The sequence below is a fragment of the Massilia frigida genome (assembly GCF_011682175.1).
Lineage (GTDB): Bacteria > Pseudomonadota > Gammaproteobacteria > Burkholderiales > Burkholderiaceae_D > Telluria_A > Telluria_A frigida.
Genome location: NZ_WHJG01000003.1, coordinates 157,877 through 173,448 on the forward strand (window position 1 = coordinate 157,877; position 15,572 = coordinate 173,448).

The following is a 15,572-nucleotide window of genomic DNA, read 5'->3' on the forward strand; positions in this document are numbered from 1 at the left end:
ACATGTTCAATTTTAAGACGTTCGTCAAACAAGCGTTACTCGCGGCCACCCTTGCTTTCGGCATCGGTAACGCAACGGCAGGACCGACCTACCACGTCGATATCGACACCACCAATTATTCCGGTGCCGGTTCGATGGATTTCTGGCTGTCCAGCTTCACCGGCGCCAGCGGTGCCATGGCCACGGTGAGCAATTTCACCGGCAATCTGGGCGCGGAAACCTTCCGTTTCGGTAGCGTTGGCGGTGCCTTGCCTGCCTCGGCAAAATTCGATAACAGCGAAGACTTCAGCTCGGTAACGCATGGTGTCACCCTGGGCGAAAAATTCGGTTTCGACGTGAACTTCAGCGGCGACTTCCTGACCGTGCCGGGCTTTGCATCGACCTTCAGCATTGCCATGTACGATGCGCTCGGCAACTACCTGGTACAGCCAAACTTTCTGCTCGAGTTCAGCCTCAATCCGCCGACGATCGACGATGCCGCCAGCGTGAGCTACACGGCTGCCCGTAACGTGCGCGTGTCGGTGCCTGAGCCATCGGACATGCTGCTCGTCATGACCGGCCTGGGCCTGGTCGGCTTCGTACGCCGCCGCGCCGCCAAGGCGCCGCGCTAAGCAGTGTCCTGGCGGGCCGTCACGGCCCGCCAGCATGCATTGCACATTTGTCCGGCGACGGCAAATGTGCTTTTTTTTTGCCCGCGCCGCATAGCCGTAATCGATCCGTAAGCACCCCGAAAAACCTTGCCCTAAAGCATGCCGAATCTCCCCGCGTCCTCTATGAAAGAATAGTTGTCGCAACCGTCGGCGGCATGGTAGCCTTGCACGCCAAATTGCGCATTGAGGAGTCGAACGGATGTTTGCAGCAACCAAATTCAACAGTGTCCGACGTGATCGCCACGCCGGCTTTACCTTGCTCGAATTGCTGGTCGTTATCGTCATCATTGGCTTGCTGGCGGCCTACGTGGGACCGAAGTATTTCGCCCAGCTCGGCAAGTCGGAAGTGACAGTTGCCAAGGCCCAGATCGAAGCGTTCGAAAAATCGCTCGACACCTACCGCCTCGACGTCGGCCGCTACCCGACCACCGAAGAAGGCATGGCCGCGCTGCTGGTCGCGCCCGCCACCGCCGGCGTCAAGTGGAATGGTCCCTACCTGAAAAAGGCGGTGCCGCTGGACCCATGGGGCCGCCCGTACCAGTACCGCGCGCCAGGCAGCAAGGGCGAGTATGAAATCCTGTCGACCGGCAAGGACGGCCAGCCCGGCGGCACCGGCGAAAACGCCGACATCACGTCCCAATAGTTTCCTGACCCACCCCCCGTAAAGGCCTCATGCAGTTTGCTGTCCGTACCCTCGCGCCTGACCTGAGCATTAGCAGCCAGGTGGTCGACGCCCAGGATGAGGCCGATGCCCGCCGCCAGTGCGAAGCGCGCGGGCTGTTCGTCAGCGCGGTCGAACCGGTGCGCGCGGCCGGCCTGCGCCGCAGCCGTGGCGCCAGCCTGTCGCTGGTGCTGTTCAGCCAGGAATTGCTGGCCCTGCTGACGGCCGGCCTGGGCATCGTCGAAGCGCTCGAAGCCCTGCTCGAAAAAGAAACCAATCTCTCCACCCGCAGCGTGCTGGAACGCCTGCTTGGCGGCTTGCGCGAAGGCAAGCGCTTTTCCAGCGTGCTGGCCGACCAGCCCGACCTGTTTTCGCCGCTCTACATCGGCATCGTGCGTGCCGCCGAAGGCACCAGCGACTTGCCGCGTTCGCTGGCGCGCTACATCGATTACCAGCAGCGTATCGACGTGGTGCGCAGCAAGATCGTCAGCGCCGCCATCTATCCGGTGATCCTGCTGGCAGTCGGCGGCGGCGTGAGCATGTTCCTGATTACCTACGTGGTGCCGCGCTTTGCCGAGGTCTACCAGGGCGCCGGACGCAACCTGCCATGGATGTCGCAAATGCTGCTCGGCTGGGGCCAGTTCGCCAGCGGCCACACCAGCCTGCTGCTGGGCGGCGCCGCCGTGCTCGCCAGTGCGCTGGTGCTGCTGTGGCGCCACCTGACCCGCAACGGCGGCCTGACGCGCCTGATCACGCGCCTGCCCGGCATCGGCGAGCGGGTGCGCATCTATGAACTGTCGCGCCTGTACCTGACGCTCGGCATGCTCAGCGAAGGCGGCATCACCATCGTCAACGCCATCGATACCGTGCAAGCCATGGTGTCGGTGTCGATGCGCGCCTCGCTGGCGGCGGCGCGCACCAGCATCGAATCGGGCTTGCCGCTGTCGAGCGCATTCGAAGCGAACAGCCTGACCACCCCGATTTCGCTGCGCATGCTGCGCGTGGGCGAGCGTACCGGCGACATGGGGCCGATGCTGACCCAGTCGGCCGCGTTCTACGACGGCGAAATCAGCCGCTGGATCGACCGCTTCACGCGCACTTTTGAACCCCTGCTGATGGCCGCCATCGGGCTGGTCGTCGGCGCCATTGTGGTGCTGCTGTATATGCCGATTTTCGATCTGGCGGGAGACATGTCTTGAACGCCGTGCCGAACCCGCCCATGCTCGACCCGTCCCTGCTGGCGCGCGCCCGCGCCCAGAGCCTGCAGTCGCAGCGCCCGCTGGTGGCCGAACTGGAAGCGGTCAGCGGGCTCGATGCGCGCCAGATCGTGCAAGCCCTGGCCGACCCGTTCGGCCTGACGGTGATGGAAACGGCTGAAATGCTCAGCTGCGCCACCGCCTTCGACCTGCTGCCGCTGGCCCAGGCGCTGGCGCGCCACTGCGTGCTGCTGCGCGAGCCGGGCGGGCGGGTCACGGGCGTGATCGCCGACCCGTTCGACGTCGACCTGCAAACCTGGCTCACCACCTGCGCCCGGGCCACGCCCAGCGCGCCGCTGCACCTGCGCCTGGCGCTGCAATCGGATATCCAGGCTTACCTGTCCAAGCAGGAGGAATCCGCGCGCGCGGTCGATACCCTGGTGGCCAACGTGGGCGACGCCCGGCGCGACGGCAAGACCGCCGCCGTGCTGTCGTTCGCCTCGGTGTCGGAAGCGGCCAGTCCGGCCGTCAAGCTGGTCAACTCGACCCTGTACGACGCGCTCAAGGCCGGCGCCTCCGACATCCACCTGGAGAGCACCGCCAGCGGCCTGGCCGTCAAGTACCGGGTCGACGGCGTGCTCGATCACGCCACCTCGGTCAATGGCATCGAAGTGGCGGAGCACATCATCTCGCGCCTCAAGGTGCTGGCCGAACTCGATATCGCCGAGCGCCGCGTGCCGCAGGACGGCAGCTTCCGGGTCGAATCGGGCGGACGCGAAATCGATTTGCGCGTCTCCATCATGCCCAGCATCCACGGCGAGGACGCGGTCATCCGGATCCTGGACAAGCGCGCCATGATCGAAGCCTACGGCGCGCTCACGCTCGAAGCGCTCGGTTTCGACGCGCCCTCGCTGGTGTCGCTGCGCATGCTGGCGCAGGAAGCCTACGGCATGCTGCTGGTGACCGGGCCGACCGGCTCGGGCAAGACCACCACCCTGTACGCGGCCCTGACCGAAATCCACAACGGGCGCGAAAAGATCATCACCATCGAAGACCCGGTCGAGTACCAGCTGCCCGGCATCTTGCAAATCCCGGTCAACGAGAAGAAGGGCCTGACCTTCGCCAAGGGCTTGCGCTCGATCCTGCGCCACGACCCCGACAAGATCATGGTCGGCGAGATCCGCGACCGCGAAACCGCCGAAATCGCGGTGCAGTCGGCCCTCACCGGCCACCTGGTGCTCACCACCGTCCACGCCAACAATGTGTTCGACGTGTTCGGCCGCTTTACCCACATGGGCATCGACCCCTACGCCTTCGTCTCGGCGCTCAACGGCATCTGGGCCCAGCGCCTGGTGCGCATGAACTGCCCGCATTGCGCCGAGCAGTTCACCCCGAGCGACGCCGAACTCGATGGCGTCAACCTGGAACGCAAGGACGTGCAAGACTATCTTTTCATGCAGGGCAAGGGCTGCGGCGACTGCCGCGGCACCGGCTACAAGGGGCGGCGCTCGATCGCCGAAATCCTCACCCTGAACGACGAAATCCGCGAACTGATCGTCGACAAGCGTCCGATCCGCCAGATCAAGGCCGCGGCCCACGCCAACGGCACCCGCAGCCTGCGCCTGGCCGCGCTCGACCTGGTCAAGCGCGGCGCCACCACCCTCAGCGAAATCAAGCGGGTGACCCTGCATGCGTAGACGTTTCGGACAATCGCTGCGCGTCGGCGTGGCACCAGGCGCGGTCGCGCTCCTCAAGACCAGCCGCTGGGGCGGCCGCGCGCCCGAACTCGTGGGCGAACTCGCGTTCGACGGCGGCAGCCATCCCGAGGCGATCGGCGTGGCCCTGCGCCAGCTGCTGCAGGGCGCCGGCTGCACCAGCTGGCCCGTGACCATCGTGCTGGCGGACGAACTGGTACGCATCTGGCAGGTCGCGCCGCCTGCGGGCAGCGCGCGCCTGGCCGACCTGGAAGCGGCCGCCGCGCTGCGCTTCCAGACCCTGTTCGGCGAACCGACCGGCGCCTGGACGCTGTCTGCCGGCTGGGACCCGGCGCAAGCGTTTTTGGCAGCCGCGCTGCCGCGCCACTTGCTGGCGCTGATCGAACAGGTATGCGCCGCCCAGCGCGCGCCCATCGTCGAACTGGTGCCGCAATTCGTGGCCGGCTTCAACCAGTGGCGCGGCGCCCTCAAGGCCGGCGCCTGGTATGGCCTGGTGCAGCAGCGCGTGCTCACCCTGGGCATGATCGACGGCGGCGCCATCCGCGCCGTGCGCGCCAGCGCGCTGCCCGACGGGGCCGACCTGGACTGGCTGGCCGCGCACGTGGCGCGCGAAGCGCTGCGCCTGAACCTGGCCGCGCCGGCGCGCTTGGCCGTGTCGGGCCATGCACCGGCCACCTGGAACAAGGGAGCCTCCCATGCGACCCTGGCCTGCCATCTTTTGGGGCAAGGGCAGGGGCAGGGACAGGGCGCCGGCTGGTCCGACTGCGCGCGCCTGGCCGCCACCGGGAGCCTGTCATGAAGCCGGTCCGCATCGATTTTGCGCCGCCAAGCCTGCAGCGCACCCTGCATCGCGCCGGTCCCGCCACCTGGATCGTGGCCCTGCTGGCGCTTGCGCTGTGCGCCACTGCGGCCACCCTGGGCTGGCGCCTGATGGCGCAGCAGCGCGCCCAGGCCGCCGAACTGCATGCCGCGCAACTGCGCGCACGGGTGCCCGTGGCGGTGGCGCCGGTCGCCGTGGGGCCGCGCATTTCGGAAGCGCAGGCCGCCGCCGTCAACGCCGGCGTGCTGCAACTGAACCTGCCGTGGCGCGCGCTGTACGACGCCATCGGCGCCGCCACGCCGCCGACCATCGGCATGCTGGCGCTGGAACCGGACGCGCGCAAGCGCACCATGAAAATCACCGCCGAAGCGAAAAGCAGCGACGCCATGATCGAATACGTCGAGCTGCTCAAGCACGAGGAACTGTTTTCCGGAGTAACCCTGATCCGTCACGAAATCAACGAACAAGACCCGGCCAAGCCGATCCGCTTCCAGCTCGAAGCCGAATGGGTGGCGCCATGAACGCGCCCGCCTTCTCCGTGCTGCTGCTGCGCGCGCGCCTGGCCGTGGTCGCGCGCGGGCCGCTGTTGTGCGGCGCCTGCGTGCTGCTGGCCGGCGCCGCCGCCGCCGTGGCCTGGCTGCTGCCGCAGGCCGCGCTGCGCTCGAAGAACCACGCCGTCGCGCTGCAGATGGCGCGCACGCCGGCGCACGTCGACAAGCCGGCTCCCGTGATTGCCAACGAAAACCTGGCCCTGTTCTACGCCACCCTGGGCGAGAAGCGCTACGCCGAGCAGCAGGTCAAGACCCTGTTCGGGATCGCCGCCAAGAGCGGCCTGTCGCTCTCGCAGGGCGACTACAAGGGGGCTTTCGACCGCAATGCGCGCCTGCATACCTACCAGGTGACCTTGCCGGTCAAGGGCAGCTACAACGCCATCTGGAAGTTCACCATGCTGTCGCTGCGCGCCATTCCCTTTGCCTCGCTCGACGAAATCAGCTTCAAGCGCGACAACATCGGCGAGCCTGCGCTGGAGGCGCGCGTGCGCATGACCTTCTACCTGGCCGACCAGCCGGGAGTGGCGCAATGACGCCGCGCCACCTCGTGATGGGCGCGGCCGTGCTGCTCGCCGCCGGCCTGCTGGTGTTCGGCGACAAGACGCCCGATTCCGGCGTGAGCGAAGCGGTCGAACGCAGCGCGCCGAAAGCGGCTGCCGCCCGCACCAGTGCCGCCACCAGCACCATGCCGGCCGTAGCGGCCGAACCGGCCATCCTGCGCCTGGTCGCGCGCGACACGCTGATCGGCGACGATGACGACGCCTTCGGCGCCAACACCGTCTTCGGCAGCCAGAACCTCAATCCCCCGCCGCCCCCGCCGCCGGTCGACAACACGCCGCCGCCGCCACCGCCGCCGCCCAGCGCGCCGCCGCTGCCGTTTGTCTTTATCGGCAAGGCGGTGGGCGAGGGCGCATGGGAAGTATTCCTCGCGCGCGGCGACAAGACCTATATCGTACGTCACAAGATGGTAATCGACGGCACTTACCGGGTGGACGCAATCGCGCCGCCCACGCTGACCCTTACCTATCTGCCCTTGAACCAGGTTCAACAGCTCAACATTGGAGTCTTCGACTGATGGCTAGTCACCGGATTGGCACACGCTGCCTGTATTTGCCACTTTGGAGCCGTCTTGTGCGCGGCGCGGCGCTGCCGCTGATGGCGCTGGCGCTGGCCGGCTGCGCCGGACAGGCCGCCTACCTCGAAGGCAATTCGCTGATCGAGAAGGACCAGGTCGAGGCCAGCCTGCTCAAGTACCGCCAGGCGATCGATGCCCAGCCCGAAAACCCGGTCTACCGCGCGGCTTACCTGCGCGCGCGCGACCGCGCCACCACGCGCCTGGTCGAGCAGGCCGAACGTGCGCTGGGGGCAGGCAAGGCCGCGCCCGCGCTGCAGGATTACCAGCGCGTGCTGGCGATCGACCCGGCCAACGAACGCGCCCGCGCCGGCCTGCGCCTGATCGAGATGGATGAGCGCCACACCAAGGTGATGGAAGAAGCCAGTGCCGCCTTCGAGCGCAAGGACTACGATGTGGCGCGCGCGCGCGCCGCCGCGATCCTGGTCGAGCGCCCGCAGTACGAGCCGGCGCGCCAGCTGCTGCTGCAAGTGACCGAGAAGACGGCCGGCCCGGCCGCCGAAACCGGCCTGGCCGCCGCCTACAAGACGCCGATCAGCATCGAGTTCCGCGATGCTCCGCTCAAGCAGGTGCTCGACGTGATCGCGCGCCGCTCGAACCTGAACTTCATCTTCGACAAGGACGTCAAGACCGACCAGAAGACCTCGATCTTCCTGAAAAACAGCACGGTCGAAGCGGCCATCTACTACCTGATGGTGTCCAACCAGCTGGACTACCAGGTCATGGATGGCAATACCCTGCTGGTGTACCAGAACGTCGCCGCCAAGCTCAAGGAATACCAGGAGATGACGGTCAAGACCTTCTTCCTGGCGAACGCCGATGCGAAGGTGGTGGCCAACACGCTCAAGACCATCCTCAAGTCGCGCGACGTGGTGATCGATGAAAAGCTCAATCTCGTGATCGTGCGCGACAACCCGGAAGCGATCAAGCTGGCCGCCAAGCTGGTGGCGCTGCAAGACGTGGCCGAGCCGGAAGTCATGCTCGAAGTGGAGATTTTGGAGATCAAGCGCAGCCGCCTGCTGGAACTGGGCGTGGCCTGGCCCACCTCGCTGACCCTGGCGCCGCTGGTCGGCAGCAATGGCGGCCAGCTCACCCTCGATACGGTGCGCGGCCTGGGACGCGCCGACATCGGCCTGTCGTCGCTGTCGACCACCATCACCGCGAAAAAGACCGATGGCGACTCGAACACCCTGGCCAACCCGCGCATCCGCGTGCGCAACAAGGAAAAAGCCAAGATCGTCATCGGCGACAAGATCCCGAACATCACCACCACCTTGTCGGGCGGCGGCGTGGCCAGCGGCTTTTCGCAGGAATCGATCACCTATCTCGACGTCGGCCTGACGCTCAACGTGGAGCCGACGATTTACCTGAATAATGAAATCGGTATCCGCGTCGGCCTCACCGTCAGCTCCCTGGGCGAGGCGATCACTACCGCCTCGGGCAATATCGCCTACCGCATCGGCAACCGCGAAGCGACCACCATGCTGCAGTTGAAGGATGGCGAGAACCAGGTGTTGGCGGGCCTGATCAACAACGAAGACCGCAGCAACGGCACCAAGATTCCCGGCCTGGGCAGCCTGCCGATCGTGGGCCGCCTGTTCGGGCGTGTTGCCGATGGCGCCGACCGCACCGAGATCGTGCTGTCGATTACGCCTCACCTGATCCGCAATATCCAGCGTCCGCCCGCCGGCGCGTCCGAGTTCAGCGCCGGCACCGAAACCAGCTTCCGGCGCCGTCCCGACAGCGCGGCGCGGGCGCCGGTGCTGATGCCGCCGTCGCCGGGTGCGCGTCCACCGGTGCCGGCTGCGGTCCCTGCTCCTGCCCCGGCTCCGGTTCCGGCCGCCCCCGAGGCGCCCGGCGCCGCCGTGACCCCGATCCCGGTCCCGGAAACCACGCCCGTGCCGCAGCAATGATGGCGCAAGGGCGGGGCCGCGGCTTCACGCTGATCGAATTGCTGGTGACACTGGCGATTCTGGCCCTGCTCGGCACCTTGGTGGTGCCGGTGACGCAAGTGACCATGCAACGCCAGCAAGAGCAGGAACTGCGCCGCTCGCTGCGCGAAATCCGCCAGGGCATCGACGCCTACAAGCGTGCCTACGACGAAGGACGCATCGCGCGCTCCCTCAACAGCAACGGCTACCCCAAGTCGCTCGAACAGCTGGTCGAAGGCGCGCCCGACATGCGCAGCCCCAAGCGCGCCAAGATTTTTTTCCTGCGCCGCGTGCCGCGCGATCCCTTCAATCCCAACAGCGACCTGAGCGGGGCTCAGACCTGGGGCAAGCGCAGCTACGCCAGCGAGGCTAGCGACCCGCGCGAAGGCGAGGACGTGTACGATGTGTATTCGACCTCGGACCGGGTTGGCCTCAATGATGTGCCGTACCGCAAATGGTGAACAAGATGCAAGCGAAACCTGGCCGCACAGCGCGCGGCTTCACCCTGATCGAATTGCTGGTGGTGCTGGGCATTATCGCGCTGCTATTGACGCTCGCGGTGCCGCGCTTTTTTCCCAGCATCGACAGTACCAAGGACACCATTTTGGCCGACAACCTGCGCAATATCCGCGCCGTGATCGACCAGTATTACGCCGACACCGGGCGCTATCCCGATTCGCTGGAACAGCTGGTCGAGAAAAAATACCTGCGCGCGATTCCGGTCGACCCGGTGGCCGACAGCAGCACCAGCTGGATCCTGGTGCCGCCCGAAGACACCACCCGGGGCAATCTGTACAGCATCAAGAGTGGGGCGCCCGGCAATGACCGCAACGGCAAACCGTATCTCGACTGGTAGGCGGCCGCCGCGCGCCGGCGGCTTTACCTATCTGGGCCTGATCATCCTGGTCACCATCGTCGGGCTGGTCGGCGCGGCCAGCCTCAAGGTCGGCTCGCTCATGCAGCGCGCCGCCGCCGAGGAAGAATTGCTCGATATCGGTGCCGCCTTCAGCGATGCGCTGCGCAGCTACGCCGCCGCGACCCCGCCCGGCCAGCCGCAGCAGCCGCCCAGCTTGCAGGAATTGCTCAAGGACCCGCGCTTTCCCAACCCGCGCCGCCACCTGCGCAAGATTTTCGTCGACCCGATCACCGGCAAGGCCGAGTGGGGCATCATGTATTTGACCGACAAGCAAGGCGTGCTGGGCGTGTACAGCCTGTCGAACGCGCAGCCGCTCAAGGTCGGCAATTTCGATGCGCGCTTCTTGAACATGGAAAACAAGACCCGGTTTTCTGACTGGAAGTTCACGCTGTCGTCGCAGACCATGCCGCCGCAGGAGGCGCCGGCCTCGCCCGCGCCAACTCAGCCGCCGCTGTTTGCGCCGGGCGCGCCGGCGCCGGACGGCGCCATGAAGCCGCCCGGGGAGCCGCCAGCGCCGATGCCGCCGGCCGAACCCCAGGAAGCCGACGCGCCGGCGCCGCCCGGGGAGGCGCCGGCCGAGCCTCCGGCCGAGCCACCCGCCACGGACGCCAAGCCGGCGGAACCGGTGGAAGAGGACGATCCCTCGGGCACCAACAAGCAGGAAAGGGACAAGGCGGAGGAAGAGGAGCGCCGCCGCGATGAACGCCAGCGCGACGAGGGCCGCCGCAACGAGCCCCGGCGCGAGCGCTAGTTCAGCGCCCGCTGCGCTTGAAATCCTTGAAGCGGAAGCCCAGGCCGAACAGCACCACGAAATACGCCATGGCACTGCCAGCCACGATGGCGAACAGGGCGCCGGCGCGCAGCCATGGCTGCGCTTGCAGCGCGGCCCAGTTGAACTGGCTCTTGCCGTACCAGGCGATCAAGCCCATCACGGCCACGGCAATCACGAGCTTGGCGAAGAACATCAGCCAGCCGGGCTGCGGCACGTAAATGCCGCGCTTGCGCAGCATGCTGTACAGCACGGCCGCGTTCAGGCAGGCGCCCATGCCGATCGACAGCGCCAGTCCGGCCACGCCTTCCAGCAGCGGCACGAATACCAGGTTCATCAGCTGCACCGCGACCAGCACCCCGATGGCGATGCGCACCGGCGTGCGCACGTCCTGGCGCGCGTAAAAGGCGGGCGTGAGCGTCTTGACCAGGATGATCCCGACCAGGCCCGCGCTGTAGGCCATCAGCGGCATGGCCGCCGCGTGGATGGCCTTGGCGTTGAAGGCGCCGTAATGGAACAGGGTGGCGATCATCGGCTCGGCCAGCGCGGCCAGGCCGACCGAGGCGGGCAGGGCCAGCAGGAAGGTCAGGCGCAGGCCCCAGTTGAGCAGGGCCGAGTATTCGGCGGCGTCGCCCTCGGTATTCGCCTTGGCCAGGCTGGGCAGCAAAATGGTGCCCAGCGCCACGCCCAGCATCGCCGTGGGAAATTCCATCAGGCGGTCGGCATAGGTCAGGGCCGACACGCTGCCGGCGCCCAGGCGCGAGGCGATGCCGGTATTTACAAGCAGGCTGATCTGGGCGGCGGAGACGGCGAACACGGCCGGCCCCATCTTCTTGAGCATGCGGTGCACGCCCGGGTCGCGCAGGGCGGCGATGGGATTGAGCGAGATGCGCGGCAGCATGCCGATTTTCATCAGCGAGGGAATCTGGATGCCCACCTGCAGCAGGCCGCCGACCACCACCGCGAACGCCATCGCGTAGATCGGCTGTTCGAGGCGCTGGGCCAGGAACAGCGAGGCCAGGATGAAGGAAATATTCAGCAGCACCGGGGTGAAGGCGGGAATCTTGAACTGGCGCCAGGTATTGAGGATGCCGCTGGCCAGCGAGACGAAGGCCATGCAGATAATGTAGGGGAACATCACGCGCGTCATGAAGATCGCCGCCTGCCCGGCCTGGGGCGTCTGCTTGGAGGTGTCCATGACCCACTTGATCAGTAGCGGCGTGGAAATGATGCCGGCGATGGTGATCAGCAGGGTCGACCAGATCAGCACCGTGGCCACGCTGTCGATCAGCGGGCGCGTGCCTTGGTCGCCATGCTGGGTCTTGACGTCGGCCAGGATCGGCACGAAGGCCTGGGCGAAGGCGCCCTCGGCGAACATGCGGCGCAACAGGTTGGGAATGCGGAAGGCGACGTTGAAGGCATCGGTATATTCCGAAGCGCCGAAGGCGCGCGCGAAAAGGCTTTCGCGCAGCAGGCCGGTGACGCGGGACAGCATGGTCATGCTGGAGATGGCAGCCAGGGTTTTGAGCAAGTTCATGGGCCGGGATTATAGCCCGGCAAGAGTGGCGCGGAGGGGGGCGCCGGACAAATGTTGATTTTTGAATTGCCCTTGCCGAAAGTTTTCGCTATAATCGAAGGCTGTACAGAATTCTGTTACGCAGACACTAATGTTTGGCAGGCACTGGTTTGACACACAAGGTGTAGAAAAAACACTGGTTTGACAGACGCTATTGTTTGCAAACGCAACTTGACCCCGATTTAGGAAATTCCATGGCAAATACCGCACAAGCACGCAAGCGCGCTCGTCAAGCAGTTAAGCAAAACGCTCACAATTCGTCGCAGCGTTCGACCCTGCGTACCGCTATCAAAGCAGTGCGCAAGGCTATCCAGGCTGGCGACAAAGCGGCTGCAGCATCGATCTTCCAGGCATCCGTGTCGACCATCGACAGCATCGCCGACAAGAAAATCATCCACAAGAACAAAGCAGCGCGTCACAAGAGCCGTCTGGCTGCTGCTCTGAAAGCGCTGGCTTAATAGCCCGTGCCGCCGCGCGGACTTCGGTCTGCCGGCTGAGCTTGTGAGCATGTCAAAAAAACCCGCCTGGCTTCGGCCACGGCGGGTTTTTCTCGTGTGTTTCGGCCTGAAAGGCGCGTGTGCGCTTGCATGAAAACTGTCGCCCCCGCGCCTTGGCGCGGGGCGACGACTATGAGGTCAGTGGTCAACACGGTGCAGCTCACTCTGACCCCGGTTAGAAAATCTTCAGATTTTCTTCATGTCGCCGGCTGCCACTTCCACCCATTCCCCGGGCATCAAGGGGTGCGTCGCCAGCGAAAACGGCCCGATGCTGCTGCGTACCAGCCGCAGGGTCGGCAATCCCACCGCGGCCGTCATGCGCCGCACCTGGCGATTCTTCCCTTCCTGTAAAGTGATCGCGATCCAGCTGGTCGGCTTGTCGGCGCGCACCCGGATCGGGGGCGTGCGCGGCCACAGCCAGCCCGGTTCGGCAATCTGTACCGCGCGGCAGGGCTTGGTCACGAAGTCGCCCAGGTCGAGCGGCGCCTGCAACCGCGCCAGCGCGTCCGCATCGAGGGCGCCGTCGACCTGCACCAGGTAGGTCTTGGCTTGCTTGTGATCGGGATGGGCGATGCTGTGCTGCAGGCGGCCATCGTCGGTGAGCAGCATCAGCCCCTCGCTGTCGGCGTCGAGCCGGCCGGCCGGGTAGATGTTGGGCGTGCGCAGGTAGTCGGCCAGCGATGCGCGTCCCGGCTGGGGCGAAAACTGGCATAACACCTGGAACGGCTTGTTAAATAGAATGAGGGGCATAATTGCGTGGTTGGGAAGAAGTTGGGCCCGCCGTTCGGCTGGCGTGCCAATTGTTAGTGTCGCAAAATCGTAGCGCCTAGTAAAATACTGGTGCATAATGTGAAACGCGCGTCTTATGTCTTATAGAAGACTACAACTCTCGTCGTTTTTATAGTAACCAATTCAGATTGCAGACCATGCCTGACAGACGCAACGATGTTGCTGCCTGCTATGCGTCCACTTCGGAGATCACGATGTATCAACATATCAAAGTACCTGCTGACGGCCAAAAAATCTCGGTCAATGCCGATTTTTCGCTGAATGTACCAGATAATCCAGTCATTCCCTACATCGAAGGCGATGGCACCGGCGTCGATATCAGCCCGGTCATGATCAAGGTCATCGACGCAGCCGTGGCCAAGGCCTACGGCGGCAAGCGCAAGATCAGCTGGATGGAAATCTATGCCGGCGAGAAATCGACCACCGTGTACGGCCCGGACGTGTGGCTGCCGGAAGAAACCCTGGAAGTGCTGAAGGACTACGTTGTGTCGATCAAGGGTCCGTTGACGACTCCGGTCGGCGGCGGCATCCGTTCGCTCAACGTCGCCCTGCGCCAGCAGCTCGACCTGTATGTCTGCCTGCGTCCAGTGCGCTACTTCACCGGCGTGCCTTCGCCAGTGCGTGAGCCAGAGAAGACCGACATGGTCATCTTCCGCGAGAACTCGGAAGACATCTACGCCGGTATCGAATACCAGCAAGGTTCCGAAGGCGCCAAGAAACTGATGGATTTCCTGATCAAGGAAATGGGCGTCACCAAGATCCGCTTCCCTGAGACGTCCGGCCTGGGCATCAAGCCAGTGTCGATCGAAGGCACCGAGCGCCTGGTGCGCAAGGCGATCCAGTACGCGGTCGACAATGACAAGCCTTCCGTGACGATCGTTCACAAAGGTAACATCATGAAGTACACCGAAGGCGGCTTCCGCGACTGGGCGTACGCACTGGCACAGAAAGAGTTCGGCGCTGAGCTGATCGATGGCGGCCCATGGTGCAAGTTCAAGAATCCGAAGACCGGCCGCGACATCATCGTCAAGGATTCGATCGCCGATGCATTCCTGCAGCAGATCCTGTTGCGTCCGGCAGAGTACAGCGTCATCGCGACCCTGAACCTGAACGGCGACTACATTTCCGACGCGCTGGCCGCACAAGTGGGCGGTATCGGTATCGCTCCGGGCGCCAACCTGTCCGATTCGGTGGCCATGTTCGAAGCGACCCACGGCACCGCGCCCAAGTACGCAGGCAAGGACTACGTGAACCCGGGTTCGCTGATCCTGTCGGCTGAAATGATGCTGCGCCACATGGGCTGGCTGGAAGCGGCTGACCTGATCATCTCGTCGATGCAGAAATCGATCGCCTCGAAAAAAGTCACCTACGACTTCGCGCGCCTGATGGAAGGCGCGACCCAAGTGTCGTGCTCCGGTTTCGGCGATGTGATGATCGAGCAGATGTAAGATTGCCGCTGCGCTCAGGCGCGGCGCGATGGCCCCGTTCTCGCAAGAGGGCGGGGCTTTTTTAATGTCTGGCGCGCTTGCATGGGCATTGCATGGTGCGCCGTGCCCAACGTACCGGGCCCGGTCGCTACGGTGGGTCCCGGTGCACGTCGCGGTAAGCCAGCATGTCGAGCAGGCGTTCCTCTTTTTCCGCATCAAAACCGCAGCTCGCCTCGAAGCGCGCCGGGTTCTCGTAGGTTCCAAACAGCATGTCCCACCACACGATATCGCCGTAGTTGTTCTTGTGCCGTCCGTACTGATGGTGAATGCGGTGCATTTCCGGGCGCTGGAAGACGTAGCCGATCCAGCGCGGCGTGCGCACGCTGGTGTGATAAAAGAACTCCCCCAGCGCCGTGCACAGCGTGTAATACGCGCCCGCTTCCGGCGATAGCCCCAGCGTGGTGTACACCAGCAGGCTGCCGATGATCGAGTTGACCAGCATCTCGCCGGGATGCTTGTAGAACGAGGTGATCACTTCGATGCGGCGCGGGCTGTGGTGAATCTGGTGAAAATGCAGCCACAGCCAGTCGACTTCATGGCGCCACCGGTGCCACCAGTAGAACACGAAGGTGGCGATGAAGTAGGCCAGCAGAGCGCCCGCGACCGGGTCCAGGTAGTGCGACAGATGGAATAGCGAGACGGACGATAGCCAGCGCTCCCAGCTGAATCCGGCCAGCACGACGATGCCCAGCTGGGCGGCGTTGATCAGGAGTACGCGCAGGGGCCAGCTGCGAATCTTGGGCAATGTCCAGCCCGGTATGACGCGTTCGAGCACAAAGCAGGCCGCGAAGACGGCGAAGATGGTGGGTAGCACGGTAACGCTCCTTGGCGGTGTCGGAAAATCAGTCTGGCACGCCCGCGCAAGGAGTAAAGGTGGCGCTG

At 64.9% G+C, this 15,572-nt stretch carries 17 protein-coding genes; 14 read left to right on the forward strand and 3 right to left on the reverse strand.

Features of this window, described 5'->3' with window-relative positions; translation table 11 throughout:
* Positions 1-2 precede the first annotated feature (2 nt).
* The 12 genes from F2P44_RS04625 (at position 3) to F2P44_RS35355 (ending at position 10,323) form a co-directional block, all read left to right on the forward strand.
* Positions 3-611, forward strand: coding sequence for an NF038129 family PEP-CTERM protein (locus tag F2P44_RS04625; protein ID WP_167085470.1), 609 nt, complete (start codon positions 3-5; stop codon positions 609-611).
* A 238-nt stretch (positions 612-849) separates the two neighbouring features.
* Positions 850-1,293: a type II secretion system major pseudopilin GspG gene (gspG, locus tag F2P44_RS04630; RefSeq protein WP_167085472.1), complete on the forward strand. Its 444-nt coding sequence runs from the start codon at positions 850-852 to the stop codon at positions 1,291-1,293.
* A 29-nt stretch (positions 1,294-1,322) separates the two neighbouring features.
* A complete protein-coding gene (locus tag F2P44_RS04635) occupies positions 1,323-2,510 on the forward strand; it encodes a type II secretion system F family protein (RefSeq protein WP_167085474.1) in 1,188 nt (395 codons plus the stop codon).
* Between the two features lie 20 nt (positions 2,511-2,530).
* Positions 2,531-4,204, forward strand: a complete 1,674-nt coding sequence (locus F2P44_RS04640; protein ID WP_167085683.1) for a GspE/PulE family protein — start codon at positions 2,531-2,533, stop codon at positions 4,202-4,204.
* Entirely contained in the window at positions 4,197-5,021 is an 825-nt protein-coding gene (locus F2P44_RS04645; protein WP_167085476.1) for a hypothetical protein, read from the forward strand. The genes F2P44_RS04640 and F2P44_RS04645 overlap by 8 nt, the downstream gene beginning before the upstream one ends.
* The gene (locus tag F2P44_RS04650; RefSeq protein WP_167085477.1) at positions 5,018-5,563 is read left to right on the forward strand and encodes a hypothetical protein; all 546 of its coding nucleotides are present in this window, start codon (positions 5,018-5,020) and stop codon (positions 5,561-5,563) included. Before F2P44_RS04645 ends, F2P44_RS04650 begins: the two co-directional genes overlap by 4 nt.
* The gene (locus F2P44_RS04655) at positions 5,560-6,126 is read left to right on the forward strand and encodes a hypothetical protein (RefSeq protein WP_167085479.1); all 567 of its coding nucleotides are present in this window, start codon (positions 5,560-5,562) and stop codon (positions 6,124-6,126) included. Before F2P44_RS04650 ends, F2P44_RS04655 begins: the two co-directional genes overlap by 4 nt.
* Complete coding sequence (locus F2P44_RS04660) at positions 6,123-6,668, forward strand: hypothetical protein (RefSeq protein ID WP_167085481.1); 546 nt, start codon at positions 6,123-6,125, stop codon at positions 6,666-6,668. The genes F2P44_RS04655 and F2P44_RS04660 overlap by 4 nt, the downstream gene beginning before the upstream one ends.
* A gap of 56 nt (positions 6,669-6,724) precedes the next feature.
* Positions 6,725-8,638, forward strand: coding sequence for a secretin GspD/PilQ domain-containing protein (locus tag F2P44_RS04665; RefSeq protein WP_370662632.1), 1,914 nt, complete (start codon positions 6,725-6,727; stop codon positions 8,636-8,638).
* Positions 8,638-9,117: a type II secretion system protein gene (locus tag F2P44_RS04670; protein ID WP_229423376.1), complete on the forward strand. Its 480-nt coding sequence runs from the start codon at positions 8,638-8,640 to the stop codon at positions 9,115-9,117. The genes F2P44_RS04665 and F2P44_RS04670 overlap by 1 nt, the downstream gene beginning before the upstream one ends.
* 5 nt (positions 9,118-9,122) lie before the next feature.
* Complete coding sequence (locus F2P44_RS04675; RefSeq protein WP_229423377.1) at positions 9,123-9,512, forward strand: type II secretion system protein; 390 nt, start codon at positions 9,123-9,125, stop codon at positions 9,510-9,512.
* Positions 9,478-10,323, forward strand: a complete 846-nt coding sequence (locus tag F2P44_RS35355; RefSeq protein ID WP_229423378.1) for a type II secretion system protein — start codon at positions 9,478-9,480, stop codon at positions 10,321-10,323. The genes F2P44_RS04675 and F2P44_RS35355 overlap by 35 nt, the downstream gene beginning before the upstream one ends.
* 1 nt (position 10,324) lies before the next feature.
* Here the strand turns inward: F2P44_RS35355 and murJ are convergent, their stop codons facing one another.
* Positions 10,325-11,878: a murein biosynthesis integral membrane protein MurJ gene (murJ, locus tag F2P44_RS04685; protein WP_167085488.1), complete on the reverse strand. Its 1,554-nt coding sequence runs from the start codon at positions 11,876-11,878 to the stop codon at positions 10,325-10,327.
* A gap of 233 nt (positions 11,879-12,111) precedes the next feature.
* On the opposite strand from murJ, the gene rpsT reads away from it, so the two are divergent.
* Entirely contained in the window at positions 12,112-12,375 is a 264-nt protein-coding gene (rpsT, locus tag F2P44_RS04690; RefSeq protein ID WP_054267030.1) for a 30S ribosomal protein S20, read from the forward strand.
* A gap of 225 nt (positions 12,376-12,600) precedes the next feature.
* Here rpsT and F2P44_RS04695 read toward each other — a convergent pair whose 3' ends face one another.
* The gene (locus F2P44_RS04695; RefSeq protein ID WP_167085490.1) at positions 12,601-13,164 is read right to left on the reverse strand and encodes a pseudouridine synthase; all 564 of its coding nucleotides are present in this window, start codon (positions 13,162-13,164) and stop codon (positions 12,601-12,603) included.
* A gap of 233 nt (positions 13,165-13,397) precedes the next feature.
* Here F2P44_RS04695 and icd point away from each other — a divergent pair, with 233 nt between their 5' ends.
* A complete protein-coding gene (icd, locus tag F2P44_RS04700) occupies positions 13,398-14,651 on the forward strand; it encodes an NADP-dependent isocitrate dehydrogenase (protein WP_167085492.1) in 1,254 nt (417 codons plus the stop codon).
* A 127-nt stretch (positions 14,652-14,778) separates the two neighbouring features.
* On the opposite strand, the gene F2P44_RS04705 is transcribed toward icd, so the two are convergent.
* Entirely contained in the window at positions 14,779-15,504 is a 726-nt protein-coding gene (locus F2P44_RS04705; RefSeq protein WP_167085494.1) for a sterol desaturase family protein, read from the reverse strand.
* Positions 15,505-15,572 lie beyond the last annotated feature (68 nt).